Genomic DNA, 5,997 nt, shown 5'->3' with positions numbered 1-5,997 from the left:
GACGTCCGTGTCTGGATCAACGAGTGGAACGCCGACCCCAAGCCGTTCGTGTGGACAAAACACGCCGACGACATCCTCGAAACCCTCGCCACATACTGCCAACTAATTAACGACTCGGGACACTAGCACGATGTAGGAACCGAACGCCCTCGCTCGTCGGGTTGCGGTGGCTCGGCTCTATCAGGCACGCCTGGTGGAGTTGAGGCACCCCCTCTCTCCCCAGGTCTATCGGCCAAGAGAGAGGATGACCTGGCCGTGGATCTACTAGCCGTCTCGCTTGCCGCAAATTTCTTTCTGATGAGTGCTTTGTCAGCGATCGCCACGTACTTGTATGCGCGCCGGAGACTAGGGGTAGACCAGGCCCAGGGGACTCTGGCGGCGCTCGGTGCGTTCTGGGGCATGCTCGGGAGTCTCTTCGGTCTGGCTGGCTTCCTGCACTGAGCGTTTCCGGCCCTGGTCACCACCGGCCCGGACTGCTTATCCGCGCGAATGGCGAGACGTTGTGACAGACAGGTTCGCGCGGATGAGAACTCCGGTTCGCGGGGGGCTGGGGGTCGCGAGACCCCCCTTCGGGCTCGCTCAATTGGCCAGGCCGCCTGCTGTCACCTTCTCGTTCCGAATCAGTACAGCAACCGATCCGGAGGCCTGCGTACTACCTTTGGTTGAGCTCTTGAACTTCGCCCGCCCTTTGGAGGAAGCGCGATGCCGATGTCTCACTCAGAGATTCTGGTTCCGATCGACAGCTCCAGCCCCGTATGGAGCAGGCAGTGGCAGTTGATGTGCCCTGCATGCGGCATTGCTGAAGTCGAGAACATGAATTTTGCTAAGGATCATGAAGTCGTGACTGTGCAGCCAGACAGGGATGACTATGACAGCCCTCTGGGGACGCGTGGCGGGTATGTCCGCATAGATCTCGAATGCTCAGATGGTCACGGGTTCGCCCTGGTGGTGGGCAACCACAAGGGGGCTGAGTTCGTCGGAGTCGTCCCGCGGGTGCAAGGTGACGGCAAGGGCTGAGCATCACAGTCTCAGTCGTCCGTGAACTGCTTCGCGCTTCGGGACTCCGCGTGGGCAGGGGCGGCCGCGAACGGCGGCGCGAGACGGGACCGGACGGAACAGGCCACATGCCCGGCTCGCAGAGCCGGGCGCGGCCGCCGGCGCCCCGCTTGCGGGGCGCCCTTGAAACCGTAATGAAGGTTCTCATCGGGGGCCGTTGAGGCCTGGTGGGTCCGCTGACATGCTCCCGGGCCTCTTAGCAGTGGCGCCATGCTGCGCAACGTTCTACGCAGGCGGGTACGTGCTAGGCCTCGAACTCTTCACGAGCCCCTGAACGATCAAGGCCCAGCGTCGGGGATCATGTCCCTGGCCTGGGCCTTCGTGGTGGAGCGGGTGACGGGAATCGAACCCGCCCTATCAGCTTGGGAACCAAACCGATCACGCCTGTTAGGGCTGCTGACCTGGGCTCCAGCCCTCCCGCGAGTGACCACGATTGACCCCTGATCACCGCCCCTAGTTGCACGCTAATTGCACGGCGCCCGTTCTCCAGGCGCTGCGCGGCAGGGGTGCCTCGATCGCTGTGGGCAGCTCCACAAAGGTGGTCTCAGCGCAACCACGACTGTCAGCAGCGAGATACTGTTTCAGCCGATCGTTCTCATGAACCAGTGCCCGCGGAAGTCCGCGGTAGTGGTCAAAGGCAGATCCAGATCGGTCATCTGGCGGAACAGGAACTCCGTCGCCGTGCACTCGAACCGGCTCCCTTCATTGAGACTGTCCAAGGCGTAGACGGGCCAGCAGTCGGGATCGGGCCCCTCAGTGATCCAGAAGAACCGCTCCTCGTGCTCGTTGTCCGACCAGGGAATCACCCCATCCGAGGCCGGGAAGGACGCAGGATGCTCACCTTCTGGCACGAAGCCGCCATCAGAAAAGACCTCGGTATGCCAGATCAACTCCTCCGGAGAGAAGACGTGGAAAAACTCGTCGAACAGACCGTCACAACCGAACCTCTCGACGAGAAGCTTGTAGTCGCTCGGCAGCGCGCTGCCCAAGCGTGACTCGACCGACGCCCAGTCGGGCGCGGGAACCAGTGGCACCGTCACCGCGGTGATCGCGACCAGCCGTTCCACCCACGACATCTCTGCGGGCAGTTCAGCCGGATTCGGCGGGTTCCGCTCCGTGACGGCCATGACCGGTCGGCCGTCCGAGGCGTGGCCGAGCGCGACCGCCCGCGCGTCCCACACCCAGGTGTGCGTCCATCCGACCTGCTCCCCCAAGCGCAGAGCCGACAACCCATCAGGCTGACTGAACGGGCCGGCGTACTGCTCGGTGAGCATCTTCACCAGGGCCTCCATGTCCACGGAACCAGAGACCGGCAGGCACGCATGCCCGCCCAGATGCCCTGGCTCATCGCACGTCAAACCATCAGGATCCATCCCCATGAGATACGCCACGGCCGCCAGCACCTGCTCACCATCCATGAACAGCATCCCAGCACGCACCACCAACACAGTTCTGCAGAACCGTCCCGATTCCTGCCCCTGTTCGCCGACATGAAAATCTCCAGAGAAGAACGATGGCCAGGCGAACGCGCTCATGCCAGCTACGCCATCCCGCCTCAGCATGGCCAAGGTTCACACCCGCAGTCCTGGTCTCTCCTCGTGAAGCGGGTGACGGGAATCAAACCGCGCTGTCAGCTCGGGAACCAAACCGATCAAGCCTGCTAGGGCTGCTGACCTGGGCTCCAGCCCTCCCCGCGAGTGACCGTGATCGACCTCTGATCACCACCCTTAGTTGCACGCTAATTGCACGCCGCTCAGTCCTGTGACCCGCAGGGACCGGCATGGGCGCGGCCCGCTGCCTCTGGCCTTCAGAGATCACCGCGGCTGAACACCGGGCAACCGAGCAACTCCGTCAGGACCGTCCGCTGTCTGATCGTCAACTCGTTGGCGAACACGACCACCTTGGCATCCATGTCGGCCCGCGCGGCCGCTATCTCACGCACCTTCCCCGTGCTCATCAACGTCCGCGACGAGTAAGGACGGTCCATGTTCGCCCGCCCCCCAGGCGCGCGGCCCTTCTTGCGGCCCGAGACCCCCCGCCGCTGAACGAACCGCCCCACGACACGACCGCCCAAACCCTCGACCACACCCGCCAGAGCAGCCATGGCCTCGACATGGCCCTCGTACTTCGCCGAGAAGAGGCCGGCCACGAGAACATCGCCGCCGTCGATCGCATCCCGAGGTACTGGCTCATCGCGCGGGACGCGGTCAGACCGACGCCTTGACCGATCGTCCTGCGTCTCGCGCCGCCGCACATACCTCATAATCCGACACAGTAGACACGGCCGCCGCGAACACCGAACGCTTTACGATCTGGTTCGATGACCGTGCGGGATTGCGCGCGTGTGGTGAGGTGGGTTGGGATGAACGAGCGTGCGGTCATTCTGAACGAGTTGGCGCAAGGGATGGCCCCGATTGCTCAAGGGGTCGAGTGGTTCGAGGGGCTGAACGACACTGAGCAGTTCGGCGCCTTGCGCGACCTCGCCGCCTTCTGCGTTCAGGCGCGCGCTTTCGTAGAGGACGGGCCGGAGAGCATCCGCAGAGCCGGAATCCGCCCTACCCACACTCCGGCCGTGCTGATCACGCGCCGGCGTATCAGGGAGCAACTTGCAAAGATCGTCAACTTGCGGCAGGACGAGCGGGTTAAGGCGTTCCGCCCACTGGTGGCGCTCCTTGGCGTTGCTGACGAGCGGCGGCGTGAGCACTGTTGCATCGATGGATGCGGCCATGCTTGGCACCACCTCCGAGCCTGATCCCGCAAGTGTCTTTGGCCAGCGGCGTAGCCGCTACTCCTCCACGCGAGCAAGAAGAGCAAGAAGCGGAAGAAGCCCGGCGACGGATCGGGCACGCAACGGGCACAGCCGGACGGGAACGGCTCGTGAACGGCGAAGTCCCAGTGTCCCGGATCATGGTTCGGACCTGGGCTTTGTCATGCTGGAGCGGGTACTTTTCAGGTGTGGAAGTCTCGCGCTCGAATTGACGTCGGCCGAGGTCGGACGGATGCGGGCGTGTGCTCATGGCTGGTTTGTTCGGCGGTGTTGCTGTCACCGGTACTGTCCGCCTGAGGACGTTGGCGAAGAACTCCGCTGCGTCGGCAGATTGGCGGTCCGGGTGAATGTGGAGATGTGAGGACGGTGGAGAATGGCGGGCATGGACAGAGTCGATTACGTGCTCACGCGTGGGAGCCAGCCCATTGCTCTGCTGCGGGAGATTGGGAGAGACCAGCCGACGGTGCAGTGTGAGTTCCAGGCCCTCCCGGCGTTCGAGGCAGTCCGACCGGTGCTGCAGGCCCAGCGAGATGAGGACACATCATGGAGGGCTTTCCTGCGCGTTCGCCTGCTCCGTCTTCGGCTGCGCTCGACCGATGGCTCTCCGACCATCAGGCGGCTTCGGCTGGTCGTAAACGAGGACAGGGCCACTTTCCGGTTCGCGATCGGGCCGGTCTATCGGTGGAGGTTCCGTCGATGGGCGAAGCGTCCGGAACCGGTAAGGCTCGACTGATCACTCTGAAGTGGCGCGCATCGCGTGGCCTCCGATCGGAGCGGCGCCGGCGGAGACCATCGGCTGACCGTCCGCTCATGGAAGATGTGCGGTGCTGTCAACGACAACGCCCCAGGCCATATGGCTCCGGAACGTTATGCTGCTCTGTGAGGTGGGCAGGGGCGGGGTCGAACCGCCGACCTTCCGCTTTTCAGAAGTAACGATCACCCTGCTGCCGTGGCGTTGACCGAGGTCGGACGGTGCCTGACGTGCGCCCGTGGTGCCGACTGGTTGCCGTCGTTGCCGTCAACGTTGCCGTCACACTTGGGCCTGCTGACCAGCGACAGCAACCCGCTTGTCGGCGACAAGCGGACCCGGAGCGCAGGGCCGGTCACGGCCCGAGCACCGGAAGCCGCGCGGCAGCGAGAGCCCCCAGCCCTCCACTGCGCCTAGCCATCGACGGCGACCGCCTTGAACATCAGCTTGGGAACCAAACCGATCACACCCGTTAGGGCCGCTGACCTGGCCGCCGGGCCCAGCCGCGAGCGACCGTGAGTGCCCCTAGATCACCCTGGCTAATTGCCCGCTAATTGCCCGCCGCCTCCACGCTGACCTGGACGCTTCCTTCCTACTCGTCGCCCACTCGGGGACTGCCGGATACAGCCCCGAGCGGCAGGGCCGGACGTGTCTCCCGCGAAACCTCACCGGCGACTCTCACGGGCCTCTGGGGCTTCGCCAGGTGCGAGTAGGTAGTCAGGTTCGCCTAGCTCTAACTCGTCCTCATATCCACTGGTGTCGATGGTGACAGGCGTCGCGCGTCCGCTTGCAGCAATGAGCCACGCCAAGATCGGCTGTGTCAGAGGTTCGCCGCCCTCGTCCTTCCAGTGGGCTTGCCATCCGCCGCCGGGTAGCGAAGCGATCACTCGCTCAGCTTGCTCCAGCCCGGCGAAGTCCTCCCAGTCCGTAACGGGCCGCAGCCGGCCTTGCTTCGGGTCAACGATGAGCGCCATGCCGGTTGCCGGATCCCAACTCTCTACACGCCGTATACGCCCAACGGCGGTGTCGGTGCCTGGGCTCCCGCCTCCGGAAAAGCTCGCAACCCAGCCGGTCTCGGTGAAGTACAGCATTGGGAGAGCATGCCAGGCATTACGACCTGTTCATTACGAGTCTCACGAACAAGATCCACACCCGTCCACAGTCGTCCCCTGGCCTGATCGACACTACTTTTGGGCACCCGCCGGTTCCACGCCCGTCCAAAATCGTCCAGGCGGATTGTTAGCACCCGCGTTAGCAGACGCACCGACCCGGAGGGTGCTCCCGCGCGAACGGCGCCCAGCTAGTGTCCCGAGTCGTTAATTAGTTGGCAGTATGTGGCGAGGGTTTCGAGGATGTCGTCGGCGTGTTTTGTCCACACGAACGGCTTGGGGTCGGCGTTCCACTCGTTGATCCAGACACGGACGTC

5 protein-coding genes and 1 pseudogene are annotated in these 5,997 nt (G+C 64.1%); 3 read left to right on the top strand and 3 right to left on the bottom strand.

What is annotated here, in order from left to right; all coding sequences use genetic code 11:
• A pseudogene (locus ACH34Q_RS46845) lies at positions 1-126 on the top strand (IS630 family transposase); the annotation flags it as partial.
• Positions 127-702: 576 nt separating this feature from the next.
• Positions 703-1,017: a hypothetical protein gene (locus ACH34Q_RS46840; protein ID WP_395989751.1), complete on the top strand. Its 315-nt coding sequence runs from the start codon at positions 703-705 to the stop codon at positions 1,015-1,017.
• A gap of 620 nt (positions 1,018-1,637) precedes the next feature.
• Here ACH34Q_RS46840 and ACH34Q_RS46835 read toward each other — a convergent pair.
• Together ACH34Q_RS46835 and ACH34Q_RS46830 are read right to left on the bottom strand one after the other, a co-directional pair.
• Positions 1,638-2,591, bottom strand: coding sequence for a hypothetical protein (locus ACH34Q_RS46835; protein WP_395989750.1), 954 nt, complete (start codon positions 2,589-2,591; stop codon positions 1,638-1,640).
• A gap of 272 nt (positions 2,592-2,863) precedes the next feature.
• Positions 2,864-3,310, bottom strand: coding sequence for a hypothetical protein (locus tag ACH34Q_RS46830; RefSeq protein WP_395989749.1), 447 nt, complete (start codon positions 3,308-3,310; stop codon positions 2,864-2,866).
• Between the two features lie 108 nt (positions 3,311-3,418).
• On the opposite strand from ACH34Q_RS46830, the gene ACH34Q_RS46825 reads away from it, so the two are divergent.
• Positions 3,419-3,808 carry a DUF5958 family protein gene (locus ACH34Q_RS46825; protein WP_395989748.1) on the top strand — a complete coding sequence of 130 codons (390 nt, stop codon included), beginning with the start codon at positions 3,419-3,421 and terminating at the stop codon, positions 3,806-3,808.
• Positions 3,809-5,236: 1,428 nt separating this feature from the next.
• Here the strand turns inward: ACH34Q_RS46825 and ACH34Q_RS46820 are convergent.
• Entirely contained in the window at positions 5,237-5,662 is a 426-nt protein-coding gene (locus tag ACH34Q_RS46820; protein WP_395989747.1) for a hypothetical protein, read from the bottom strand.
• Positions 5,663-5,997 lie beyond the last annotated feature (335 nt).

Source organism: Actinomadura sp. 9N407 (genome assembly GCF_044326315.1).
Classification (GTDB): domain Bacteria; phylum Actinomycetota; class Actinomycetes; order Streptosporangiales; family Streptosporangiaceae; genus Spirillospora.
The sequence above is the reverse complement of the archived record's forward strand: the minus strand, read 5'-3'. Positions and strand labels throughout refer to the sequence as shown.